The 22,928-nt window shown below is 65.0% G+C and carries 19 protein-coding genes and 1 pseudogene; 16 read left to right on the forward strand and 4 right to left on the reverse strand.

Annotated features, from left to right (window positions below):
* Positions 1-127: 127 nt before the first annotated feature.
* Complete coding sequence (locus M1248_RS23420; protein ID WP_163726793.1) at positions 128-307, forward strand: hypothetical protein; 180 nt, start codon at positions 128-130, stop codon at positions 305-307.
* A 557-nt stretch (positions 308-864) separates the two neighbouring features.
* Positions 865-1,284, forward strand: coding sequence for a hypothetical protein (locus M1248_RS23425; RefSeq protein ID WP_163726789.1), 420 nt, complete (start codon positions 865-867; stop codon positions 1,282-1,284).
* A gap of 11 nt (positions 1,285-1,295) precedes the next feature.
* On the opposite strand, the gene M1248_RS23430 is transcribed toward M1248_RS23425, so the two are convergent.
* Positions 1,296-1,652: an AraC family transcriptional regulator gene (locus M1248_RS23430; protein ID WP_317149867.1), complete on the reverse strand. Its 357-nt coding sequence runs from the start codon at positions 1,650-1,652 to the stop codon at positions 1,296-1,298.
* A 74-nt stretch (positions 1,653-1,726) separates the two neighbouring features.
* Here M1248_RS23430 and M1248_RS23435 point away from each other — a divergent pair, with 74 nt between their 5' ends.
* Genes M1248_RS23435 through M1248_RS23465 form a run of 7 tightly spaced genes read left to right on the forward strand, consistent with a single transcriptional unit; the run spans position 1,727 to position 5,591 of the window.
* Complete coding sequence (locus tag M1248_RS23435) at positions 1,727-2,215, forward strand: polyketide cyclase (RefSeq protein WP_317149868.1); 489 nt, start codon at positions 1,727-1,729, stop codon at positions 2,213-2,215.
* A 32-nt stretch (positions 2,216-2,247) separates the two neighbouring features.
* Positions 2,248-2,973, forward strand: coding sequence for a Clp protease N-terminal domain-containing protein (locus M1248_RS23440; protein ID WP_163726780.1), 726 nt, complete (start codon positions 2,248-2,250; stop codon positions 2,971-2,973).
* Positions 2,974-3,008: 35 nt separating this feature from the next.
* Positions 3,009-3,491 carry an RNA polymerase sigma factor gene (locus M1248_RS23445; protein WP_174262016.1) on the forward strand — a complete coding sequence of 161 codons (483 nt, stop codon included), beginning with the start codon at positions 3,009-3,011 and terminating at the stop codon, positions 3,489-3,491.
* Positions 3,488-4,081: a methylated-DNA--[protein]-cysteine S-methyltransferase gene (locus M1248_RS23450; RefSeq protein ID WP_317149869.1), complete on the forward strand. Its 594-nt coding sequence runs from the start codon at positions 3,488-3,490 to the stop codon at positions 4,079-4,081. The genes M1248_RS23445 and M1248_RS23450 overlap by 4 nt, the downstream gene beginning before the upstream one ends.
* Positions 4,082-4,117: 36 nt before the next feature.
* Positions 4,118-4,540, forward strand: coding sequence for a PPOX class F420-dependent oxidoreductase (locus M1248_RS23455; RefSeq protein WP_317149870.1), 423 nt, complete (start codon positions 4,118-4,120; stop codon positions 4,538-4,540).
* Positions 4,541-4,580: 40 nt separating this feature from the next.
* On the forward strand, positions 4,581-5,096 hold the full coding sequence (locus tag M1248_RS23460; protein ID WP_317149871.1) for a hypothetical protein: 516 nt from the start codon (positions 4,581-4,583) through the stop codon (positions 5,094-5,096).
* Positions 5,097-5,111: 15 nt separating this feature from the next.
* A complete protein-coding gene (locus M1248_RS23465) occupies positions 5,112-5,591 on the forward strand; it encodes a GNAT family N-acetyltransferase (protein WP_317149872.1) in 480 nt (159 codons plus the stop codon).
* On the opposite strand, the gene zapE is transcribed toward M1248_RS23465, so the two are convergent.
* Positions 5,567-6,604 (reverse strand): cell division protein ZapE, encoded by a 1,038-nt coding sequence (gene zapE / locus M1248_RS23470; RefSeq protein WP_317149873.1) that lies wholly within the window; start codon positions 6,602-6,604, stop codon positions 5,567-5,569. The two genes, M1248_RS23465 and zapE, sit on opposite strands and share 25 nt — an antisense overlap.
* Positions 6,605-6,629: 25 nt before the next feature.
* Between zapE and M1248_RS23475 the strand changes: the two genes are divergently transcribed.
* The 7 genes from M1248_RS23475 (at position 6,630) to msrB (ending at position 20,922) form a co-directional block, all read left to right on the forward strand.
* Positions 6,630-7,421, forward strand: coding sequence for a pyrimidine reductase family protein (locus M1248_RS23475; protein WP_317149874.1), 792 nt, complete (start codon positions 6,630-6,632; stop codon positions 7,419-7,421).
* A 58-nt stretch (positions 7,422-7,479) separates the two neighbouring features.
* Positions 7,480-9,045, forward strand: a complete 1,566-nt coding sequence (locus M1248_RS23480) for an alpha/beta hydrolase (protein WP_317149875.1) — start codon at positions 7,480-7,482, stop codon at positions 9,043-9,045.
* Positions 9,046-9,080: 35 nt separating this feature from the next.
* Complete coding sequence (aftC, locus tag M1248_RS23485; protein ID WP_174262014.1) at positions 9,081-10,352, forward strand: arabinofuranan 3-O-arabinosyltransferase; 1,272 nt, start codon at positions 9,081-9,083, stop codon at positions 10,350-10,352.
* A gap of 81 nt (positions 10,353-10,433) precedes the next feature.
* On the forward strand, positions 10,434-11,501 hold the full coding sequence (locus M1248_RS23490) for a phosphotransferase (protein ID WP_317149876.1): 1,068 nt from the start codon (positions 10,434-10,436) through the stop codon (positions 11,499-11,501).
* Between the two features lie 2 nt (positions 11,502-11,503).
* Positions 11,504-11,944, forward strand: a complete 441-nt coding sequence (locus tag M1248_RS23495; RefSeq protein WP_317149877.1) for a zinc-ribbon domain-containing protein — start codon at positions 11,504-11,506, stop codon at positions 11,942-11,944.
* Positions 11,887-20,499, forward strand: a complete 8,613-nt coding sequence (locus tag M1248_RS23500; protein ID WP_317149878.1) for a nuclear transport factor 2 family protein — start codon at positions 11,887-11,889, stop codon at positions 20,497-20,499. Before M1248_RS23495 ends, M1248_RS23500 begins: the two co-directional genes overlap by 58 nt.
* Before the next feature lie 9 nt (positions 20,500-20,508).
* A complete protein-coding gene (gene msrB / locus M1248_RS23505) occupies positions 20,509-20,922 on the forward strand; it encodes a peptide-methionine (R)-S-oxide reductase MsrB (RefSeq protein WP_163726755.1) in 414 nt (137 codons plus the stop codon).
* A gap of 4 nt (positions 20,923-20,926) precedes the next feature.
* On the opposite strand, the gene M1248_RS23510 is transcribed toward msrB, so the two are convergent.
* Together M1248_RS23510 and M1248_RS23515 are read right to left on the reverse strand one after the other, a co-directional pair.
* Positions 20,927-21,238 (reverse strand): hypothetical protein, encoded by a 312-nt coding sequence (locus tag M1248_RS23510; RefSeq protein WP_174262013.1) that lies wholly within the window; start codon positions 21,236-21,238, stop codon positions 20,927-20,929.
* A 24-nt stretch (positions 21,239-21,262) separates the two neighbouring features.
* A pseudogene (locus M1248_RS23515) lies at positions 21,263-22,915 on the reverse strand (NAD-dependent malic enzyme); the annotation flags it as partial.
* Positions 22,916-22,928 lie beyond the last annotated feature (13 nt).

Consider the following 22,928-nt stretch of genomic DNA (forward strand, 5'->3'; position numbering starts at 1 on the left):
CGCGCGCAACAGACACCGGCCCGCTACTACCCCCCGAGTGGCGGGCCGGCCCATGTTTCCAAGAAAGATCCAAGGCCGACGACCGATGCTGATGGCAGTCAGTCAGCCAACTCGTCGGGAGCAAGTCATGAGCATCAAGCACGCCGCCGCCGCCACCGCAGCCGTCGCATTCGTCGGGTTCGGCGCATTCGCGTCGGCTCTGACCTCGAGCGAGTCGGCCGCCACCAGCACGACACCCGAGATGGCCAGCGTCCACTCCTGGGGCGAACTTTTCGCGTCTGCCCCACAGGATGAAATCAACCGCTGAGCGCAGCACCCTCGCCCGGCCATCCGAGCAGCGTTCCCTTACGGAACGAAAGTTGCGCCGTACCGGGATCTTGGCCGGTCGTTGACTGTACAACTAGGCAAATTGGTTTGCCCTGATGATTAGGCTCCCTGCGTTCGGGCTACCTAAGTTAACGGGCCTTCCGCCTTGCATCCAATTCGCACACCCGGCGCAGGCGGCTGGCCCAGCGAAGCCCCCGCGCTGGGGTCGGGGGCTTCGCACCCAAAGCTCTGCTTCGGAAATGGTTGCCCACCTTGGTGTCGCAACGCTGTGGTTTGGGTACCTACCAGGCATGGCGAATGAAGCGCTATTCGCGACTGCGGGCCTTTTCGGACTGTTCGTCGCCATGTTATCGGGGGCGTTGTGGGACTCACGGTTGACCGCGGTACCGATCCGCCGTACTCGGTCACACGGTCGGCATTCGTTGCCGCGCTGACACCCGCCTGACGCGTCCGTCATCGAGGCGAAAGCACTCGAGCATCTCGGGGCACCGATTACGCTCGGAAGGCCAACCCGTCAAGACGACCAAGGTGTGGGACATGATCCGCGAACTCATCGCCGCCGCTGCGATCGCCGGCGCTGCCATCGGCGCCGCTCCACTCGCTGCCGCCGACAACCTGGCGTATCCCGACACCCCCGGGCGCTACCCGTCCGACGTACCCGGCATGAACTACGACGCGCATCTCACCGCGCCGTGCACCAACCTGGAGCGGTTCACATTCGGCCGCGGCCCCGGCGGCGAAGTCCTGCAGTGCCGCTGGATCGAGAACCAGTGGCCGCCCATCTACACCGGCTTCTGGGTCGCCACCTATGAGCTGTTCGGCGTGCAGGAAATCGGCGCGCCGTGCCCTAAACCCCAAGCGGCAGCACAACATCCCGACGGACGTCCGATGCTGTGTCTGGGCAATCGAGGGTGGCAGCCCGGAATCTTCACACGCGAGGGCTTTTTCCCGAGGTAAACGCGAGGGCGTTAGCGGCGCAGCGTCTCGCTCGGCGAGTTGCCGAACTTGCGTTTGTACATACTGCTGAACCGTCCCGCGTGCCCGAAACCCCACCTGCCCGCGATGGCCATGACGGTGTCGACCGAGGGGTCGGCGGCCTGCAATTCGCGATGCGCCCTGCTGAGTCTCAGCCCACGCAGATACTCCAGCGGCGTCGCACCGACATAGCGCCGGAACGTGTACTGAACGGATCGCGGTGTGACGTTCACGTAAGCCGCGATGTCGCTCAGCGTGATATCGCGATGCGCGTTCTCGTGGATGAACGCGATCGCCTGCCGCAGCAGGACGGGTTTGGCGGTCGTCGGGTCGACTTGTTCAGAGGACATTTCGCTCGATTTATTACCCGCATACCTCGCTGTAAAACGGGCTCGACACAGATCACACCTGAGACGATCGAGCGATGACCGAACGTATCGAGGTGCCACGCACCATCCCCGCCCCCGCTGCCGACATCTTCGCTGTGTTGTGCGACCCGCAGGGGCACGTCGCGATCGACGCCACCGGGATGCTGCAGGACGCTGACGGCGATCTTGCCCACGCGGTCGGCGACAGCTTCGTCGTACACATGGATCGCGAGGCGCTCAACGACTATCCGCTCGGTAAATACGACGTCACCGTCTCCATCACCGAGTTCGAACAGGACCGGTTGATCGCGTGGACCATCTTCGGTCAACTCAAGCCGGACATCGGGCACGTCTACGGCTACCGCTTGGAACCCGTCGACGGTGGAACGCTGGTCACATCGTTCTACGACTGGTCGAACATTGACCAGCATTGGCGCGATGCCAACATCTTCCCGATTGTTTCGGAGCTCGCGTTGCGCGGCACCCTGGGCATCCTCGATCGCACGGTCAGGCGCGGCTACCCAAAGGCGTCAACCAAAGGTTGACGAATTCGGAGCGTCAACCTAGCGTTGACGCCATGACCGAGCCTTCGAAAATCACCAACCCCGTCCGCCTCGACGACCTCATCGACGTCATCAAAAAGGTGCACGACGAACCGCTCGAGCAGCTCACCGACGCGGTACTGGCCGCGGAGTCCCTCGGCGAGATCGCCGACCACCTGATCGGCCACTTCGTCGACCAGGCGCGCCGGTCGGGGGCGTCCTGGACCGAGATCGGTAAGTGCATGGGTGTGACCAAGCAGGCTGCCCAGAAACGGTTCGTCCCCAAGACTCCCAACGACGCCGACGCGCTCGATCCCAATGCCGGCTTCAGCCGATTCACCCCGCGCGCACGCAACGTCATCGTCGAAGCCCAGAACAAGGCCCACGACGCGCGGAACACCGAGATCAACCCCGACCACCTGCTCTTGGCGATGTTCGTCGACCCCGACGCACTCGCGGTGAAGCTGCTCGCCGGCCAGGCCGTCGATGCCACCAAGGTCAGCGCGGCGGTGTCGCTGCCGCCGGCAGCCGACGGCGAGTTGCCCGCGCTGACGCCGTTCGACGGCGCGGCGAAAAAAGTGCTCGAATTGACGTTCAGGCAGGCACTTCGCCTGGGCCACAACTACGTCGGCACCGAGCACATCGTGCTCGCCCTGCTCGAGGCCGAGGACGCTGACGGCCCGCTGCACCGATTGGGCGTTGACCGGGAGCGCTTCGAAAACGACCTGACGACCGCCCTGGAGCCGTTCACCAAAAGCTGACCTCACATCGCACACCGTCGCGACGTCTACAGAATGTGAAAGTGCGTCCGTTCGAAGAGGTAGTCGCCGAACACGGTGCGACGGTGCTGCGGGTGTGTCGTGCCGTGGTCGGACCATCCGACGCCGAGGACGCCTGGTCGGAAACCTTCCTTTCGGCGCTGCGGGCCTACCCGAAGCTCCCCGACGACGCGAACGTCGAGGCGTGGCTGGTGACCATCGCGCACCGCCGCGCGCTCGACGTTGGACGCGCGCGCAGCCGACGGCCCGTGCCCACCGACACCCTGCCCGACCACCCCACACCGCACGCCGATCCGGAGGCCGGAGACCCCGACCTGTGGGCGGCATTACGACAACTGCCGACCAAGCAACGCCAGGCCGTGGCCTACCACCACATCGCCGGCCTACCGTACGCCGAGATCGCCCCACTACTCGACAACTCCCCCGAAGCCGCCCGGCGCGCCGCGGCCGACGGCATCAAGGCTCTGCGAAAAATCTATTCGAAGGACGAAACACCATGAGCACCAACATCTTCGACGAACTGCATGTCGATGACGACACGATGTCGCGGTTGCACACACGGCTCGAGCAGGCGGCAGAAGCCGACGGGGCGCTCGACGTCGCCTACCGCACGATCGACACCCCCGTCGGCACGCTACTGCTGGCCGCGACGACGGTCGGCCTGGTCCGCGTGGCCTATGACATCGAGGGCCACGACGCGGTCCTAAACCGGCTCGCCGACACCGTGAGCCCCCGGATTCTGCGCTCTACGTCGCGACTCGAGGACGTGGCACGGCAGATCGACGAGTATTTCGCCAAGCGCCGCACCGCTTTCGAGGTCCGGGTCGATCTCCGGCTGGCCGACGGCTTCCGGCGCGCCGTCGTCGAGCACTTGCGCGACATCGACTACGGCCGGCGGGAAAGCTATGCGACCGTCGCCGCGGCGATCGGCCGTCCGCGCGCGGTCCGCGCCGTCGGCACAGCATGCGCCCATAACCCGCTCCCGGTGGTCATCCCCTGTCACCGCGTGGTGCGCTCCGACGGGTCGGCGGGTCAGTACGTCGGCGGGCCTCTGGCCAAGTCGACACTGCTCGAACTCGAAGCCGGCTGAGGGAATGAACCGGCACCCCCAGCCGTAGAACATCGCATGAAGCTCAACGACGCCGCCCGCCAGCTCATCGGGGCGGGCACCGACGCCATCTTGGTCACGCTCAACCCCGACGGCAGCCCGCAGGTCTCCACGATCTGGATGGCGCTGGAATCGACGCCCGAGGGCGACGAGCTCGTCTCGGCTCACCTCAACGAGTATCGGAAGACCCGCAACGTACGCCGCGATCCGCGCGTGGCGGTCACGATCCTGGGCCCCGAGCGGCCCGGCCAGCTCAGGGACTATCTGACGGTCACCGGCGTCGCGCGGGTCGTCGAAGGCGGTGCTCCGGAACTACTCAAGCAGCTGGCCAAGGTGATGTTGGGCAGCGACGAGCACTTCCCGCCGCCCAACGCGCCGGCCGGACTACTCACGCGGGTGCGCATCGAGAAGATCGGCGGCTCGGGGCCATGGGTGTCCTGAAGCGGCTGTAACACGTTTCAGTCTGTGCCATCATGCGTGCATGCGTCGCTGGTTCGTCCTCCTTGCCGCCTTGATGGTGACCCTCGCCGGTCTCACGGCCGCGCCCGTCCAGGCTGCGCCGGACGAGGCCGAGTCCGTGCCCTCGCCCATCGGCCGGCTCGGAGAGACGCTGCAGATCAACTTCGAGGGCCTGGTGGCCAACATCACCGTCAACAGCCTGGCCCCCTCACCGATCCCGCCCGGCTTCGGCTACCCCCCGCGGGCGCCCCGATATGAGGTGTGGCGCGCGCAGATCACCGTCAACCCCGTCAAGGTGCCGACCCCCTACGCCCAGGCGATCACGTATCAGTTCCGCGGCGTCACCGCGACGGGAGACTCCTACGAGCCGCGCAACACCGACGCGCCCGACTCGCTCACACTGGCGCTGATGAACGCTCCTGCCGGTTCTACCGTCAGCGGTGGGGTCTGGTGGGACTGCTATCGCGACCTCATCTCCAATGTCATCCTGCTCGACAAGGTCACCGGTCAACACCTCGCGCAGTGGAACGTGGCCTAGGTATTGCACCTTGACGTGACCCCGGCCGTCGTCGCCGATCTTCCCGAGCTCGCCGACGTCGCCGCGCGCACGTTTCCGCTGGCGTGCCCGCCGTCGGCGAGCGTCGACAACATCGCCGCGTTCATCGACGAGAACCTGTCCGAGGACCGGTTTCGCGGATACCTCACCGATCCCGATCGGGCAGTGCTCGTCGTCCGTGAGGAGGCGCGAATGGTGGGCTACGCCATGCTGGTTCGCGCCGACGACGGCATCGAACTCTCGAAGATCTACGTGCTGCCCGGCAGCCACGGCGCGGGCGCCTCTGCGGCGCTGATGGCGGCGGCACTAAATACCGCCAAGGAACTGGGCGCCGAGTCAGTGTGGCTGGGCGTCAACCAACAAAACGAACGCGCGCAACGCTTTTACGCCAAACAGGGGTTCACGATCAGCGGGACCCGCACGTTCCAGCTCGGCGAAGGCGTCGAAAACGACTACGTGATGGTTCGCCCCGTCTGACCCGCTGCCGCCAGCGCAAGCAGCCGCGATGTCGCGCGGAGATACTTCTTGCGGAAACCGCCCGCGAGCATCTCCTCGCTGAAGATGGCGTCCATCTTCGCCCCGGACGCGACGACGGGGATGCCCGCGTCGTAGAGCCGGTCGGTCAGCGACACCAGCCGCAACGCGACGTTCTGGTCGTCGATCCCGTGGACGCCCGTGATGAACACCTCGGAAACACCTTCGATCAGCGTCAGGTACCGCGACGGGTGCATGGTGGCCAGGTGAGCGCACAGCGCGTCGAAGTCGTCGAGCGTCGCGCCCGGTGTGCGCGCCGCACGCATCGCAACCTCGTTGTCGCGCAACGGTTCCGGAGCGGCAGGCAGATCGCGGTGCCGGTAGTCGGGTCCGTCGATCCGCACTGTCGTGAAAATCGCTGCGAGGGTGTTGATCTCGCGCAGAAAGTCTTGAGCGGCGAACCGCCCCTCCCCCAGTTGCTCGGGCAGCGTGTTCGACGTGGCCGCCACCGACACCCCGCGCTCGACGAGTTGCGACAGCAGTCGCGAGATCAGCGTCGTGTTTCCCGGATCGTCCAGTTCGAATTCGTCGATGCACACGACGACGTACTCGGCCAGCAGCTCGATGCATTCGACGAAGCCGAAGACGCTCGCCAATTGTGTCAACTCGCCGAACGTCGCGAACGCCTTGGGTTCAGGCAGCTCGTAGTACGACGACGCCAACAGGTGGGTTTTCCCGACGCCGAAGCCGCCGTCGAGATAGATGCCGACGCCGGGCAGCACCTCACGCCTGCCGAAGAGCTTCTTCTTGCCCGCCCGCCGCTCGACCGCCTGCGCGCAGAACTGTTGGCAGACCTGGACCGCCGCGGCCTGCGTGGGCTCGGCAGGGTCGGGGAGATAGGTGTCGAAGCTGACCTCGGCGAACGTCGGCGGCGGGGTCAGCTGAGCGACCAGGCGTTCCGGCGTGACCTTCGGATGCCGGTCGACCAAATGACCGACATCGCTGGACCCCTGCATGCACGCACCCTATCGACGTGTTGCAATGCTGTTCATGGCCGATACCACCGCTGGCGTGCAATTCACCGCGTTGGGGCCTGACGGTCCCGCGATCGACAGCGCCGACGGCCGGCTGTCCGACTTCTACGCATACCCCGACGACCTGCAGGCGTGTTGGGTCCGCGGCAACATGATCGCCAGCCTCGACGGTGCCGCCACCGCCGACGGTAAGGCCGGTGGTCTGGCCGGGGGCGGTGACCGCAGCATGTTCGCCCTCATGCGTCACAGCGCCGACGTCATCCTGGTCGGCGCCGCCACCGTCCGGGTCGAGAACTACTCCGGCGCCCAGGTGCCGCTCGCGGCGCGCCACGCCCGGCAACGCCGCGGACAGGCCGAAGTGCCGCCCATCGCGGTCGTCACGCGCACCGGCGCCCTCGACCCCGACGCCCTGTTCTTCACCCGCACCGAGGTGCCACCGCTGATCCTGACGTGCGCCGACTCCGTCGACGACACCAGACAGCGGCTGGGCGCGGTGTCCGAGGTGCTGAACGCATCTGGGCCGCGATCCGATTCGGTCGACAACGCGACCGCGCTGAAGCTGCTCGCCGAACGCAAGCTGTTTCGCGTGCTCTCCGAGGGTGGCCCGCTGCTGCTCAGCCAGTTGATCGAGGATGACCTGCTCGACGAACTCTGTCTGACAGTGGCGCCCATCCTGGTCGGCGGTTCCGGACGGCGCATCGCGGCAGGCGCCGGCGAGGTGCACACCAAGATGCGCCCCGCACACCTGCTGTCCGACGACGAGGGCTACCTCTACACCCGCTATGTCCGGGCGCGCTGACGCACCGGGCGGCGTTGGGCAACGAAGATCCACCACGGCAATCAGTACTGTGGTCGGCATGCAGCGGCGTCGTCCGATACGGGTGTTGAGCACTTCAGCGCTCGCGATATCGGTTTTTCTTGCCGGTTGCGCACCTGGTCTGGCTGCCAATCCGCGCTTCGCCACCGATTCCGGCGCCCAACCCCAGGGTCAGCCGGAGACCACCAAGGCACCCGAGGGCCCACCACCGATCGAGCCACCCAAGAACGACCTGTCGTGGCGTGACTGCACCTCGCGGATCTCGTCCGACGCGTCGGTCCCCCCGATCGCCGGGGTGAAGTTCGATTGCGCGACCTATGACGCCGAACTCGACCCCATCAAGGGCGCCACGGGCACGATCAGCATCGGCGTGGTCCGCGCGACGACCGATGAAACCCCCGCCGACGCCGGACCGCTGGTGATGACGACGGGTTCGGATCTGCCGACGTCGATGCAGCTGCCGGTCTGGCTGACGCAGTCGGGTGCCGACGTGCTCAAGACGCGGCCCGTCGTGGCGGTCGACCGTCGCGGCATCGGAATGTCAGGTGCGCTGGACTGCCGCGATCTGTACGACCGCAACGCGATGCTCGATCAGGCCCAGTTCCAGCCGGGCGACGACCCCGTCGCCAACCTCGGCGAGATCACCCAGGCCGCGACGACGAGCTGCACCGACACCATCGCCCCTGGAGACTCGGCCTACGACAACTCGCACGCCGCCGAGGACATCGAGCGCCTCCGAAGCACCTGGGACGTACCGACGTTGGCGCTGTACGGCATCGGCAACGGCGCCCAGGTGGCGTTGGCCTACGCGGGCAGCCACCCCAACAAGGTGGCCCGGCTGGTGCTCGATTCCCCACTTCCGCTCGGCATCGCCGCCGAAGCCGCAATGGAACAGCGTGTGAAGGGCGAACAATCCGCACTCGATGCGTGGGCCGCCCAATGCGTGGCGATCAACTGCTCGTTGGGTGCCGACCCCAAGGGTGCCGTGACGGCGGTACTGAACCAGGTGCGCGGATACAACGCCAACGACGGGTCGGTGGCCACCGTCGCCGACGCGATCGCCACGGCGCTGGCGTACCCACGTGGCGATCGCATAGCCGCCACCAACAGGCTCGCCTCAGCGGTCGCCGGCGCCCGCTCTGGGGACTGGAACGCGATGAACACCCTGGTCACCGAAGCCGAGGCGCTGCGCGGCACCGACGGCCAGTTCGTCAACAGCTGCAGCGACTCGCTGAACCGGCCCACCCCCGACCGGGTCCGTGAACTCGTGGTGGCGTGGGAGAAGGTCTACCCGCAGTTCGGCCAGGTCGGCGCGCTCGAGTTGGTGCAATGCCTGAACTGGCCCAGCGGCGCGGCCCCCCAGGAGCCGATGAATCTCAAGACCCCCGTGCTGCTGTTGGGTGGCCAGCACGATCCGATCGTCGGCAACGAAGGCGTGGCCGCCGTCGCGGCGACAGTGATCAACGCCGGCGCGGCCAACAAACGGGTGATATGGCAGGGCATCGGCCACGGAGCGGCTATCTACTCGCCCTGCGCACTGCCGCCGGTGACCGGCTATCTGGACAGCGGCAAGCTGCCCGAGACCGACACGTTCTGCCCCGCCTGATACCTCGGCCTGACGGGGTCGGGTACGGTTCGCTGGTGCGTGATCTTGTCTTGGCCGCCTTCCGGCCCCGCACCTCCCCGCCGGGTGTGGCCACGGTGTTGCGGTCGATCCTGTGGCCCTTGGCGATCCTGTTCATCATTCATCGCAGCTATGTCCTAGCCACCAACGGCTACATCACCGACGACTACGGACCGGTGTACCGCGCCGTCGTGAACTTCAAAATGGGCTGGGACATCTACAACGAGCACTTCAACCACGTCGACCCGCACTATCTCTACCCTCCCGGCGGCACGCTGATCATGGCGCCGTTCGGCTACCTCCCTGTCGACGCGTCGCGGTACTGGTTCATCACGTTCAACACGATCGCGATCATCCTCGCCGCGTACCTCTTGATTCGCCTGTTCGGATTCAAATTCGACTCGGTCGCACTGCCCGCTCTGCTCGCGGCGATGTTCATCAGCGAAAGCGTCGTCAACACACTGGTTTTCGGCAATATCAACGGCTGCATCCTGCTGCTCGAGGTGCTGTTCTTCCGCTGGCTACTGGACGGACAACGCAACCACGAGTGGCTGGCCGGAATCTCCATAGGTCTGACGCTGGTCGTCAAACCACTGCTGGCGCCGCTGCTGTTGATTCCGCTGCTGAACCGGCAGTGGCGGGCGTTGATCCCCGCCTTCTTGGTGCCGGCCGTGTTCAACGCGGTCGCCTGGCCGCTGGTCAAAGACCCGATGAGCTTCGTCACCCGCACCGCCAAATACATCTTCACGACGCGCGACTACTTCAACAGCTCGATCGCAGGCAACGGGCTCTACTACGGACTGCCTTTCTGGCTGATCATTCTGCTGCGTCTGGCCTTCGTCGTGCTGGCGGTGCTGTCGCTGTGGCTGCTCTACAAGTACTACCGCACCCGCGATCCGCTGTTCTGGATGTTGACCTCGTCCGGCGTACTGCTGATCACGTCGTTCCTGGTGTTGTCGCTGGGCCAGGGCTACTACTCGATGATGCTGTTCCCGTTCCTGATGACGGTCGTGCTGCGCAACTCGGTGTTGCGCAACTGGCCAGCGTGGCTGGCGATCTACGGCTTCATGAGCTCAGACCGATGGCTGCTCGGGCATTGGCCCACCACGGGTCGCTTCCTGGAGTACATGAAGTTCACCTACGGCTGGTGCCTGATGCTGATCGTGGTGTTCTGCGTGCTGTATTTCCGCTACCTGGACGCCAAGTCCGAGAACCGGCTGGATGACGGCATCGACCCGGTGTGGATGAAGGATGCGGCGAAAGAGCCGACTCCCGTGCAGAGCGGCTGACGTCGGCTTAAATTCGCTGTGACAGCAGGCTGATCGCATACGATTAGCTCGCGCGCAGGCGGGTCACGGGAGGCGATGCGAATGCCGTTGATCCCCGACGATCCGTCAGCGATTACCGCCGGCTGGCTCAGCGAAGTGCTCGAAGCCGACGTGTCTGCATGCAAAGTCGAGCAGATCGCCATCGGCGTCGGCCTGCTGGGCCGACTGTTCCGGGTGCGCCTCGAGGGCGGGACCGATGTTCCGGAAACGGTCGTCGTCAAGCTGCCGACGCTGGACGTCACGGCGCGGGTGAACCTCTGCGAAGAGCTCGAGTGCTACCTGCGTGAGGTCCGGTTCTACCTAGAAATCGGCACCGCCAACCCGCTGCCTCCGGCGCGGCCCTACTTCGCCGCCTTCAACGAGAACACGCACGATTTCGTTCTCGTGCTCGAGGATCTGGCCCGACTGCGAAACGCCGATCAGCTCATCGGATGCAACGCCGGGGATGCGGAAACAGTCATCGATGCACTGGCCCGGCACCATGGTCACTGGTGGGACAACGATCGGCTGTCCTCGCTGCACTGGCTGAAGCCCTTCACCGCGCCACCCTTCACCGACGTCATCGTCGACAACTACCGGGCTGCATGGCCGAAATTCCTCGAGATCACGGGGTCCGACCTGTCCCCTCCGATGCGCCGCTTCGGCGAGCGGTTCGCATCGTTGATGCCATGGCTGATCGGGGAGTTCAGCCGTGGACCCCTCACTTTCCTGCATGGCGACCCGCGGCTCGACCAGCTGTTCTTCGCCGTAGAGGACGGCGACCCACCGGTGACCGCCTTGGACTGGCAAATCACGGCAAGGGGCCGGGGCGCTTGGGATGTCAGCTACTTTTTGACTCAAAGCCTCACTCCCGAGACGCGGCGCGACGTCGAGGACGAGCTCATCACGCGCTATTCCAGACGTCTCGCAGAACACGGAATCGATTACCCCAGTGCTGAATTGCGACGTGACTACCGGCTGACGACGGCTTGGTGCTTCATCTACCCGGTGATGGCAAGTGGCCGAATCGAAATTGTCAACGAACGCAATATGGAGCTGGCGCGCACCATGCTCAGTCGTTCCGTGGCGGCCATCGAAGACCATGACTGCCTGTCGCTGAGACCAGACTGACGATGGCCGAGAGCCGCCGCAACTGCGCCTCGTGTGGCGCACATAACGAAGAGGACGCCCGCTTCTGCGAGGCTTGTGGCGCCTCGCTGGCCCGGATCTGTGCGACGTGCGGCGTGGAAGCCAGTGCGACAGCGCGTTTCTGCCGTGGCTGCGGTGCGCCGCTCGGTCAGTCGACGGGGGTACCCGACACACCGGACGCAGCCCCGGTGCGCAAGACCGTCACGGTCATGTTCGCCGATCTTGCGGGTTCGACGAGTTTCGAGGAACGCGTCGACGCTGAGACGGCACGTGAGGTCATCGGCGACTACCACGATCTCCTGAGGAGGGTCGCGCAGCGTCATCGGGCAGGCGTGACGAAGTACATCGGCGATGGATTCATGGCGGTGTGGGGTGTCCCCGAGTCGGGCCCGAGGACGCCGTACGTGCGGTCGACGCCGCCGTAGAGTTACAGGAACGCTTCGTCGGGCTTGCTACCCGGGTCACCGAAAACCACGGGGTCGAACTCGCATTGCGGGTCGCGGTGAACACCGGTGAGGTCGTGGTCGGGGTCGGCGATGCCGACCTCGTCGGAGACGCGCTGAACGTCGGGGCCCGCCTCGAGTCCGAATGTCCGCGTGGAGATGTCGTGGTGGGCGAGGAGACCTGGCGCGCGACCCGTGGACATTACGATTACGAATCGCTTGGCGAGGTGCAGGTCAAGGGCCGCAGCGCTCCGGTTGCCGTCTACCAGTGGCTCGGGCGCCGGTCCGATTCGACTGACGCGGCTCCCTTCGTCGGCCGACGTTCTGAACTCCAGCGCCTTCAGACCGCGATGAATGGTGCGTTATCGGCACGAAGCGCCCGGTTGGTCACCGTCGTCGGTGACCCTGGTGTCGGAAAGAGCCGGCTTGCCGCGAAATTCACCGTCGCACAGACCGGCGCGCGGGTGATCGAGGCCCGATGTGATCTCGAAGGCACCGTCGCGATGGCGCCGCTGATCGAGATACTCAGAGCAGTTGACCTCGAAACCGAAATCCCCGCAGGGGTTCCCGAGCGAGACCGGCTGCTGCGGGACCTCGGCGGATTGGCCACCGGCGAAGCAGGATCAGTCGAGGAGAACTTCTGGGCGCTGCGACGGTTCGTCGAAGTGCTAGCAACAGAAGGGCCCACCGTGCTGGTCCTCGACGACATCCAGTGGGCCGACACCCTGTTGCTCGACTTCATCGAGCACCTCATGGAGTGGACGGCGGACGTGCCGGTGTTCGTGCTGGCGCTTGCCAGACCCGAACTGCGTGAACTGCGGCCCGAACTCGTCAGCGTGGGCAGGTTCGTCTCCGAGGCTGTCCATCTCAGCGGGCTTGATCCCGATGCGACAGCCGAACTGGCCGCCAACGTACTCGGAGCCGCACAGCTGCCCGACGAGTTGCTGCGACGACTCCCCTCGTCCACCGGTGGCAATCCGCTCTTCGTGCGGGAGCTGGTCGGGATGCTCGCCCATGACGGGGTGCTCATCGAAGAGCAGGCCGGCTGGCGCCTCACGATCGACGTCGACGCCATCGCGGTACCCCCGACAATCCATGCGCTGCTCGCCTCACGGTTGGAACGCCTCGCAGCCGCAGACAGACGTATCCTCGAAATCGCCTCGGTGGTCGGCAGCGAGTTCTCTATCGGCGCGGTCCGCGCACTCGCCGGCGGCAGCGGAGCGGGAGTCACGTTGTCCCTCAACCGTCTTCGCCGACTCGAGCTGGCGCAGCCGAGCGGAGCCTACATCGGCGACGAAGCTGTCTGGCGATTTCACCACGTGCTGATCCGCGACGTCGCCTACCGCCGCCTGCTGAAATCGGACCGCGCCGATCTGCACGAGCGACTTGCCCAGTGGGTCGAAACCGGCGGACAGAGTGTGGCTTTCGACTCTGACGAGATGATCGCCAGGCATCTCGAAGCCGCCCATTCATATCGGAGCCAGCTCGGCCCGCTCGACAGCCGTTCGCACGAGCTGGCCGTTCGGTCCGCACAGCACTACGCTGCGTCGGCACGGCGAGCCCTTGACCGCGACGAACTGGTTTCTGCGGGAACGCAGGCCGCTCGCGGCGCAGCGCTGGCGGCGTCCGACGAGACACTGCATGCTGATCTGCTGCTGATCGGATGCGAGGCGTTCCTGTCCGCAGGCGACGTTACGGCGGGTGCGCCCCTGGTCGACGAACTCGAACGCATCGCCGACGACGCACTCGCCCCGTGGGCGACGTGCTACCGCTGCCAGTTCGTCATATACACCGATCCGGAACGGCTACTTGAAGTCGAAGCACGACTACACGAGGCCATCGACGAGTTCGGCCGTCGCACAGATCACGCCGGACTTGCCAAGGCGCACCGGGTTCGGGCAGGCGCGCGCGGACGCCTCGGGCGGATCGGCGCCAGCGAAATCGACCTTTTCGAGGCACTCATCGCTGCCCGCGAAAGCGGTGACCACCGGCAGATCACCGCGGCGTTGGGGGCGGCTCCGGGCGCCGCACTGTGGGGTCCGAGTCCGGTACCGAAAGCGGGGGGCCGATGCCTGGATGTGGTGCGCATGCAGCGGATGACGACGGCCGCACCCTCGCTGGAGGCTACGTCGTTGCGTCACCTCGCCGTCCTGGAACTGCTCAGAGGACGGCCGGACAAAGCCAGGACGATGCTTGCGAATGCCCGCCAGGTGGTCGCTGACCTCGGCCTGCGCCACGGGGTCATGGAAACCGAACTGTTCGCGGGCATCATCGAATCGATGGAGGGCGACCCCGTCGCTGCCGAACCCCACTTCCGGACCGCGCTGGAAGGCCTGGACGCTCTCGGCGTCGGCGCCGACGCGGGTCAGGCTGCGGCCCTTCTCGCCCGTTCCGTTCTGGCCCAGGGGCGGCTGGAGGAAGCCGACCGGCACGCCGCCGAGAGTGAGCGCCTCGCCGGTCGCAATTTGAAGACGGCTATCGCGTGGCGCGCGGTGCGAGCCGAAATTTTCGCCGCGCAGGGCCGCCACGCTGACGCGGTCGCGATGGCGCGCGAGGCGGTGGCGGTCGCCGCGGGAACAGACCTGGTGCTCGACCACGCCGAGGCCTGCCTGGCGTTGAGTAGGGTGCTCGCCACCGCAGGAGATACCAAGGGCGCCAACAGTGCTCGTGATGACGCCGACGCGCTGTACGCGGCGAAGGAGGTGACGGCGCGCGTCGGACGAGCGGATGAGCTCGCGGTGTCACGACCAGCGACCGATGTCGATACGGGATCACGTCGCCTGGCGGTGTCGAATCAGTCGAGCGAGGTCATGCCTGATTACATCCGAGCCCTTCAGACCCATGACATCGACGGCGCCCTCAGACATTTCTCGCAAGAGTTCGTCTATGAGGATCATCGACGACTGAGCGGCGGGCCCATTGTAGGACTCGGCGCCATTCGGCCGACGCTCGAGCGCATCTCCGAGCAATACACACGATTTGATTTCCACGTTGTGGCGGTTCGTGGCCAGCATTCGCATCTGATGTGGGAGCGCCGATCTGACGATGATGGGAACGAAACAACCAATCTTTACGTGACTGAGACCGGTGATGACGGCCTCGTGCAGTTCCACGCTCGTTTCGACGAGGACGATTTCGAAGGCGCATATCGCGAACTGGACCGCCGCTATTACGCCGGCGAAGGCGCGGAGTTCGCCGAAGGCGGTGCCACTGCCGCCGAATGGACAGTGGCGTTTAACCATCTCGACTACGACACGTTGTTCAACGAGCTCACTGCGTCCGACTTCCGCGTCGAGAATCGTTCACGCTCGGCATTTCCCGACAGATCGGCGAGTGAGTATCGCACCACGCTGGAAGAACTCGACGCCATGGTGGATTCGGTGCGCGGCTGGATATCGGTAATGCGATGGTTCTCGCCGAATTACTGCGTCGCACGCTGTGTGCGGGATGCCGTCGGACACGACGGCGAGCAGTTCACGTGGAACTTTCTCATCGCATTCGAGTTCCGTGATGGCCGTGTTGCGTCGATGTGCGAGTTCGAGATCGACGACGAGGAAGCGGCATTCGCCTATGTCGCGAACAAGGTGCGGGCGAGCACCGACAGACTGCGGATCAGCAACCGCGCCAGCGAGCTCGCCGAAGTCGCGTCACAGGCGCTGCAGGCGCATGATGTCGATGCACTCCGCGTCGATCCGTCGGAAAACTTCGTGTACGACGACAGGCGGCGGATCAGCGGTGACCCGATCGAGGGGGCAGCTGACCTCCATGCCGCGACTGAGCGCATTCTCCGCAGTTATCCGCACACCGAGTGGCGGACGATGGCGGTACGCGGCGATCGATTGGAGATGCACTCGAGTCGCCTGTGGGACGACGCCGGCAACGAAGCAATAACCCTGAACGTCATGGAGTTCGACGACGCCGGGCGCCTCGAATACTTCGGGCGGTTCGACGAGGACGACTTCGAAGGCGCTTACCGCGAGCTCGACCGCCGCTACTACACCGGCGAGGGCGCACCGTACGCCGAAGCCGGCGTAGTCGGGACAGAATGGGTGATCGCCGTCAGCCGCGGGGACTATACGAAGGCGTTCGGCGAACTCATCGAACCCAACGCGGGCTTCGAGAACCGTTCACGCTCAGCGTTTCCCGATCCATTGGTCAGCGACCGCAAGGAGAGTTACGAAGACCTGAGCAACATGGTCGCCGCGACACGCTCGTGGCCGTCGGTAATTCACTGGCTGTCGCCAACCCTAGCCATCGGCCGGTTCGAACGCGAAGCCATTGGGCGCGACGGCGAGCGGTATTCATGGGTTTGGATACTCGTCACCCAGTCCCGGGGCGGACGCCTCGGTTCCAGTTGCCTGTTCGAACTCGACGATGAGGACGCGGCCTTCGCGTACGCCGAGGAACGGATGCAGTCGGGTCGCACCCGGCTCGCGGTGAGGAACCAGTCATCCGAGACCATCGACGGGTTCTTAGACAGGATCCGGGCGCATGACGTCGCGGGCGCCACCGCCTTCTACCAGGAACACTTTGTATACGACGATCGTCGACGCCTCAGCGGCGATCCGGTCAAGGGCCGTGACGCAATGCGCGAAGGTATTACGCGCGTGTTCGAGCACTACTCAGAATTTGCCTTTCGTGTGCTCGCGGTTCGCGGTCGGTGTTTGCATCTCGTCTGGAATCGCCTGTCCGACCGTGATGGGAACGAGTCCACGACCTTCCATGTCGTGGAGGTCGGTGACGACGGCAAGATCACGTACCACGGGCGTTTCGACGACGATGATTTCGATGGCGCATCCCGCGAGCTCGACAGACGTTACTACGCCGGTGAAGGTGCACCTTTCGCAAAGAACGGGCTGCCAGCCAGCGAGGCGCCGAGGGCGATGAGCCGCGACGACTTCGACATGCTCTTCAGTGAACTCGCCTCCCAAGACCTGCGCGTCGAGACCCGCTCCCGCCGAGCATTTCCCGACCGCACGGCCAACGATCTTCGCGCTGGATTCGAAGAACTCAACACGATGGTCACGTCGACGCGAACATGGAATTCCGTAGTGGCATGGTTGTCCCCGAACTGCAGCGTCACCCGGCTTGAACGGGAGGCGACCGGTGCCGATGGCGAGACGTACCAATGGTCGATGATTCTGGTCACCGAGCATCGCGACGGACTCGTCACCTCGATATGCGAGTTCGACCCCGACGACGAGGACGGTGCGTTCGCCTGTGCCGAGGAACTGGTGCGGGCGCAGTCCGGCCGGCTTGCGGTGCGCAACCAGTCGTCCGGAACCATCGACGGGTTCTTGGGCGCGATGCGGGCGCATGACGTCGAGCGCGCGATCGCCCACTACTCGGACGAGTTTGTGTACGACGATCACCGGCGACTCAGCGGTGACCCCATCGAGAGCCGCGATGCGATGCGCGCGGGTATTGCACGCCACCTCGCACAGTTCACCGAATACCAGTTTGATGTCTTGGCGGTTCGGGGTGAGCGCCTGCATCTTGTCTCAAGTGTTGCGTCCGACATGGACGGCAACAGCACCAGCGGTCTCACCGTGTTCGAGGTCGACGACGGCCTCATCGTCTATCACGGACGCTTCGACGAAGACGACTTCGATCGCGCCTACCGCGAATTCGAGCGGCGCTACTACGCCGGTGCAGGCGCCTCCTTCGCGCGATCCGCTGCCACCGCGACCCAGGCGATAATCGCACTGAACGCCAACGATTTCCATCTGCTGCTCGGTGAGCTCTGCACGCCCGACATGCGCGTCGAGAACCGAACCAGGTCAGCTTTCCCGGAGGGCTCCGTCACCGACTTGCGTACCAGTTTCGGGCAACTGGGCTCAATGGTGACGTCGATGCGGACCTGGCTGTCGGCGGTGACGTGGCTGTCACCGGACTGGGCTGTCGTCCGTTTCGAACGCGACGCCGTCGGCAGCAACGGCGAGCGGTATTCGTCGACGCGCGTGCTGATGATCGGTTTCCGCGACGGCCGGATGGCGTCGATGTGCCAGTTCGAGCTCGAAGACGAGGATGCCGCATTTGCCTACGCGGAAGAAAGGGCACAGGCGACCAGCAGCCGGCTCGCGCTCACGAACCGCGCCCGTGAGACGGTGTTCGGGATCCTCGACGCCGGCCGCGCCAAGGACGTCGACTCCATGTCCGCGGCATACGCCGACGCGTTCGTCTACGACGATCGACGCCACATAAGCGGCGACCCGATCCGCGATCCCGCTACTCTGCGTCGAGTCCAGGAGCAAATCGTCGAGCAGTACAGCAATTTCGACGGGCGCACTATTGCGGTGAGAGGCGAACGCCTCCATCTTGGCTGGGGCCGTTGGTCGAGCGACTCCGGGTTCGAGACCACCCATCTGTATTTGCACGAGGTTGACGGTGGCGGACGGATTGTCTACGAAGGACGCTTCGACGAAGACGACTTCGACGGTGCCTACCGCGAATTGGAACAGCGTTACTACCGCGGTGAGGGGGCGGAGTTCGCCGCAGGAGGCCTCACGGCAACCGACTACTCGATCACCGCGAATCAGGGGGACCTCGACCGGTTGTTCGGGGAACTCACCGCTGCCGGCTTCCGCGTCGAGAACCATACTCGCTCAGGCTTCCCCAATCGGTCGGCCGCCGATTTTCGCGCTAGTCTCGACGATTTGAGCAACATGATGGAATCGGTTCGGACGTGGTCCTCCGCCATCTGCTGGCTGTCCCCCACCTGGAGTGTGGCTCGACAGGAGCGCGAGGCTGTCGGTCAAGGTGGTGAACTTTTCTCATGGACGCGTCTCATGGCGAGCGAGGTCGTCGACGGCCAGGTCAAGTCGATCGCTGAATTCGAGCCTGACGACGAGGATGCGACGTTTGCCTACGCCGAGGAAAAGGTGCGAGCGAACCCGAGCAGGCTCGCCGTTGCCAACCGAGCAAAGCGGACGTGGGATTCAATCGATCGAGCGGGTCAGGCTCGCGATCTCGATGGATTGGCAGCGTTCTACTCGAAATCACTTGTCTACGAGGATCGGCGGCGATTGAGCGGCGGCAAGATCGAGGACATGCGCACGGCCTTCGAACGAGTTGCCCAGGACTACACACAGCTCGACATGCGCTCACTAGCAGTACGGGGTGAACGCCTGCACCTCGGATATGGCCGCTATCGAAACGACTCGGGCTTCGAATCAAGCTCCTTATGGGTGCATGAAGTCGACGACGAAGGGATCATCGTCTATCTGTGCCGTTTCGACGAAGACGACTTCGAGAGCGCCTATCGGGAACTGGAGGAACGCTATTACGCGGGAGAGGGCGTGGCCTTCGCCGCGGTCGGAACGACACCGACCGAGGTCGTGATCGCACTCAACCGTGGCGACTTCGACAAAGTTTTCGATGAGCTCGCCGTCTCGGACGCCCCCGTGGTGAATCGGTCGCGGCTGCCGTTCCCCGATCGCTCGGCCGACTTCCTTCGCACTAGCTTTGCCGACCTGGAAGCGATGGTCACCTCGACGCGGACGTGGTTCTCCGCGCTGTGCTGGGTCTCCGAGGTGTGGACTGTCGTCCGCTTTGAGCGAGAAGCGGTCGGGGCAGACGGCGAGCAGTACGCGTGGACGCATCTCGTCGTGCTCGAAATCCGCTGCGACCGCATCGCGTCGATGTGCGAGTTCGAATTGGACGACGAAGACGCCGCTTTCGCGTACGTCCAAGAACGGATACTCGAAACCCCCAGCCGACTCGCCGTCGATAACCGCGCCAGCCGAGTTTGGCAATCCGTCGGAGACGCGATGAACGCTCACGACGCCGATGCCGTTGCCGCTCGGTTCTTCGACTCATACGTGTACGACGACCACTGGGCTCTGGGCGGCGATACGCCCGGTGACATCAGGGCTGGGCTCGAGCGGGTCTTCGAGCAGTACTCGCATTTCGAGGGACGTTGCCTGGCCGTGCGGGGTGACACCGTGCAGCTGGCGTCGGCTCACTGGTCGAATGACGACGGCTACGAGACCGATTACCTGCACGTCACCGAAATCAACGACGACGGCTTGATCGTCTACTACGGCCGCTTCGGTGAGGACGATTTCGAGAACGCCTACCGCGAGCTCGAGCGGCGATATTGCAGTGGAGAAGGCGCAGAATTCGCTGAGGTGGCGGCAGTGGGGGCCGAATACCTGATCGGATTGAACAAAGGCGACTTCGACCGAGTCTTCACCGAACTCACCGCTCCCGGCATGATCGTCGAAAACAGGACACGGTCTGGATTCCCGGACCGCTCGGTGACCGAGTTCCGCGCGTCATATGAAGAACTGTCCGAGGTCGCCGGTCCCTCTCGGTCGTGGAACGCCGCCGAGTGCTGGCTCTCGACCACATGTGGGGTCGTCCGCAGCGAGCGGGAGGCTCGCGGCCACGAGGGCGGGCACTATGCGTGGACCAGATTGATTGTCTTCGAGTTTGGGGACGGTCGGTGCACGCACATATGTGAATTCGAGCCCGACGACGAGGCAGCAGCGTTCGCCTACGCCGAGGAACGAGTACGTCAGGCGCAACAGCGCTAGCGTGGAGATATGACGACACCGGCCCCCAAACTGCAGCTGACCGACGACGAGTGGCGCAAGAAGCTCAACCCCGAGGAGTTTCACGTCCTACGCGAGGCCGGCACCGAGCGACCCTTCGTCGGCGAATACACCGACACCAAGACCGAAGGCGTCTATGCGTGCCGGGCGTGCGGCGCGGAACTGTTCCGCAGCAGCGAAAAGTTCGAATCCCACTGCGGCTGGCCGTCGTTCTTCGACCCGGCCGATTCCGACGCGGTGATCCTGCGCTCCGACGACAGCCTGGGCATGCACCGCGTCGAGGTGATCTGCGCCAACTGCCACAGCCACCTCGGCCACGTCTTCGAGGGTGAGGGTTACCCGACGCCGACCGATCAGCGTTACTGCATCAACTCGATCTCACTGCGGCTGGTGCCCGCGGAATAGCGCGCTACGCGGGGTAGACGCCGAACTCGGCCGCGTCGGCGGTGTCGGCCACACATTGGAACAGCAGCGGCGCCGTCATCGCGTTCCCGGAATAGCAGGTGAACGGCCCAATCGTCTGAAACTTGTCACCGCTGAGGTCATATTGAGCGGCAAAGTCCGCCGCGGTGACGCAGTCGATGTCACCGGCGGTGATGACGATGCTCTGGCCGCCACTGGGCGCGCAGTGTTCCCCGCCCGGCGGTTGAGCGACCGCGCTAGGTGCCACCACGAGCGCGGCGATCGGCAATGTCGCGGCAACCAGGGCTTTGATGCTCATACACCCATGATGACGGGCGTTCGGCTATGTCGACGGGTATTCGGGAATCCAGCGCACCTCGTCGATACGTGCCGCCAGTTCCTCGTCGCTGCGCTTCGGTGCCACGCCGTCCGCGACGGCCTGTCGCCCGACCGCGAGCGCAATGCGCACTGCGATGTCGGGAACTTCCGACCACGCGGGCAACAGCGGCCGGCTGGGATCCACAAGGGCGGGCGAGGCGTCACCGAGGCTCGCGGCCGCCGCCCTCATCATCTCGTCGGTCACCCTCGTCGCCTGCGCCGCCGTCACCGCCAATCCCATCGCGGGGAAGATGTATGCGTTGTTGCACTGCGCCACCGGGCGCTCGACGCCATCACGAACCAACGGCGCGAACGGCGAACCGGTCGCGATCAACGCCCGACCGCCCGTCCACTCGTCCAACTCGGCCGGGTGTGCCTCAGCCCGGCTGGTCGGATTGGACAGGGGGAAGATGATCGGCCGCTCGGTCTTGGCGGCGAGCTCGCGCACGATCTCTTCGGTGAACGCACCGGCGGCGGTCGAAAGGCCCAGCAGCACACCGACATCGACGTGGTGCACGACGTCGGCCAGCTGGGCCGGCCCCGAGAGACCCCAGCCCCCCACGATGTCCGCCGGTTTCGCGAACGCCCGCTGCCCCTCGGAAAGATCGGTTCGATCGTCGGTGAGCAGACCCACGACGTCGACCACCCAGATCCGCGATGTCGCTTCCTGCTCGGACAGGCCCTGCGCGACCATCTCCCGCTTGACCATGTTGAGCACACCGATACCCGCCGAACCCGCCCCCAGCATCACGATCTGCTGCTGAGACAAGGGTTTGCCCGCGACGTTCGCCGCGCCGTGCAACGCACCAAGGGCGACCGCGGCGGTGCCCTGTATGTCGTCGTTGAAGGTGAGCAGCTGGTCGCGGTAGCGCTCCAGGATCGGCTGCGCGTGCGCGGTCGCGAAGTCTTCCCACTGGAGCAACACATCCGGAAGTTCGTCGCGTACGGCGGCCACGAACTCGTCGATGAAGGCGTAGTACTCGTCGTCGTCGATGCGGCGGTGGCGCCAGCCGAGGTACTGGGGGTCTTCCAGCAGTTCGACGTTGTCGGTTCCGACGTCGAGCACGATCGGCAAGGTGCGCGCCGGGGCGATGCCCCCGATGAGGATGTAGAGCGACAGCTTGCCGATCGGGATACCCATGCCGCCGATGCCCTGATCGCCCAGTCCGAGAATTCGCTGACCGTCCGTCACGACGATCACGTCGGGGTCGCGATGCGGCCGATTGCGCAAGACCTCGCGCAAGTGTTCGCGATCGGGATAGCTCACGAAGAGTCCACGCGGGCGGCGGTAGATCTCACTGAACCGCTGGCACGCCTCGCCGACAGTCGGCGTGTAGACGATCGGCATCGTCTCGGCGATGTGGTCGTGGAGCAACCGGTAGAACAATGTCTCGTTGCGGTCTTGCAACGCGCGCAGATAGATGTGCTGATCGAGTCCCGGCCGACGCGTGGAGAACTCGCGCCAACTGTGCTCAACCTGTTGATCGAGGGTCTTCTCCGCGGTAGGCAACAAGCCCAGCAGTCCGTACTTGCGTCTCTCGGCGTGGGTGAAGGCCGTGCCCTTGGTGGTCAACGGGTCAAACAGCTTGGCCTGTCCGGTTATTGCCTCAGACAACGGGGTCTTCCGCCGG

It is taken from the genome of Mycobacterium sp. 29Ha, from assembly GCF_032883055.1.
GTDB lineage: Bacteria > Actinomycetota > Actinomycetes > Mycobacteriales > Mycobacteriaceae > Mycobacterium > Mycobacterium gallinarum.

Bases quoted from the DNA above. Each gene is read 5' to 3' on its own strand.
- M1248_RS23420 (WP_163726793.1), top strand. From the start codon at position 128: ATGAGCATCAAGCACGCCGCCGCCGCCACCGCAGCCGTCGCATTCGTC.
- M1248_RS23425 (WP_163726789.1), top strand. From the start codon at position 865: ATGATCCGCGAACTCATCGCCGCCGCTGCGATCGCCGGCGCTGCCATC.
- M1248_RS23430 (WP_317149867.1), bottom strand. From the start codon at position 1,652: ATGTCCTCTGAACAAGTCGACCCGACGACCGCCAAACCCGTCCTGCTG.
- M1248_RS23435 (WP_317149868.1), top strand. From the start codon at position 1,727: ATGACCGAACGTATCGAGGTGCCACGCACCATCCCCGCCCCCGCTGCC.
- M1248_RS23440 (WP_163726780.1), top strand. From the start codon at position 2,248: ATGACCGAGCCTTCGAAAATCACCAACCCCGTCCGCCTCGACGACCTC.
- M1248_RS23450 (WP_317149869.1), top strand. From the start codon at position 3,488: ATGAGCACCAACATCTTCGACGAACTGCATGTCGATGACGACACGATG.
- M1248_RS23455 (WP_317149870.1), top strand. From the start codon at position 4,118: ATGAAGCTCAACGACGCCGCCCGCCAGCTCATCGGGGCGGGCACCGAC.
- M1248_RS23460 (WP_317149871.1), top strand. From the start codon at position 4,581: ATGCGTCGCTGGTTCGTCCTCCTTGCCGCCTTGATGGTGACCCTCGCC.
- zapE (WP_317149873.1), bottom strand. From the start codon at position 6,604: ATGCAGGGGTCCAGCGATGTCGGTCATTTGGTCGACCGGCATCCGAAG.
- M1248_RS23475 (WP_317149874.1), top strand. From the start codon at position 6,630: ATGCTGTTCATGGCCGATACCACCGCTGGCGTGCAATTCACCGCGTTG.
- M1248_RS23480 (WP_317149875.1), top strand. From the start codon at position 7,480: ATGCAGCGGCGTCGTCCGATACGGGTGTTGAGCACTTCAGCGCTCGCG.
- M1248_RS23490 (WP_317149876.1), top strand. From the start codon at position 10,434: ATGCCGTTGATCCCCGACGATCCGTCAGCGATTACCGCCGGCTGGCTC.
- M1248_RS23495 (WP_317149877.1), top strand. From the start codon at position 11,504: ATGGCCGAGAGCCGCCGCAACTGCGCCTCGTGTGGCGCACATAACGAA.
- msrB (WP_163726755.1), top strand. From the start codon at position 20,509: ATGACGACACCGGCCCCCAAACTGCAGCTGACCGACGACGAGTGGCGC.
- M1248_RS23510 (WP_174262013.1), bottom strand. From the start codon at position 21,238: ATGAGCATCAAAGCCCTGGTTGCCGCGACATTGCCGATCGCCGCGCTC.